Source organism: Yeguia hominis (genome assembly GCF_014384705.1).
GTDB lineage: Bacteria > Bacillota > Clostridia > Oscillospirales > Acutalibacteraceae > Yeguia > Yeguia hominis.
Genome location: NZ_JACRSN010000063.1, coordinates 1 through 643, shown reverse-complemented (window position 1 = coordinate 643; position 643 = coordinate 1). Strand labels below are relative to the sequence as shown.

Below are 643 nucleotides of genomic sequence, written 5' to 3'. Positions count from 1 at the left end.
ATGAGGCAAAATAAAACTCCCTCTGTTATAGTAGAGATGCGGTCTGGCAACTGCAAACTACAAAACAAAGGGAGGTCACTCAAGAATGAATGACACAAACAGTTTAGCGCATACGAAATGGAATTGCAAATATCATATTGTGTTTGCGCCGAAATATCGGCGCAAAGTGTTCTTCGGCGAAAAACGCAGAGGAATAGGGAAAAATCTGCGACAGTTGTGCGAATGGAAAAAGGTGACGATCATAGAGGCAGAGGTATGTGCGGATCACATACATACGCTTCTTGAGATCCCACCCAAAATCGCGGTTTCGAGCTTTGCGGGATACCGGAAAGGCAAAAGCTCACTGATGATATACGAGCAATTCCCGAATCTGAAGTACAAGTATAGAAACCGCGAATTTTGGTGTCGGGGATACTATGTAGACACCGTAGGAAAGAATGCGAAGAAAATAGAGGAGTACATCCGAAATCAGTTAGAGGAAGATAGGATGGGCGAACAGCTGACAATGGGAAACTTCTAAGCCCGTTTACGGGCAGCTGGCAACAAGCCCCATGCAGATGTCAGACCGTACCAACGCCGCATGAGGCGTGGCTGGTAACATAGGGCTTCGCCCGCATAAGAAATCCCCCCGGCACAACCGGGG

At 47.4% G+C, this 643-nt stretch carries 1 pseudogene; it reads left to right on the top strand.

What is annotated here, in order from left to right:
- Window positions 1–85 precede the first annotated feature (85 nt).
- Window positions 86–603: pseudogene (gene tnpA / locus IAG03_RS14110) on the top strand (IS200/IS605 family transposase).
- Window positions 604–643: the final 40 nt, after the last annotated feature.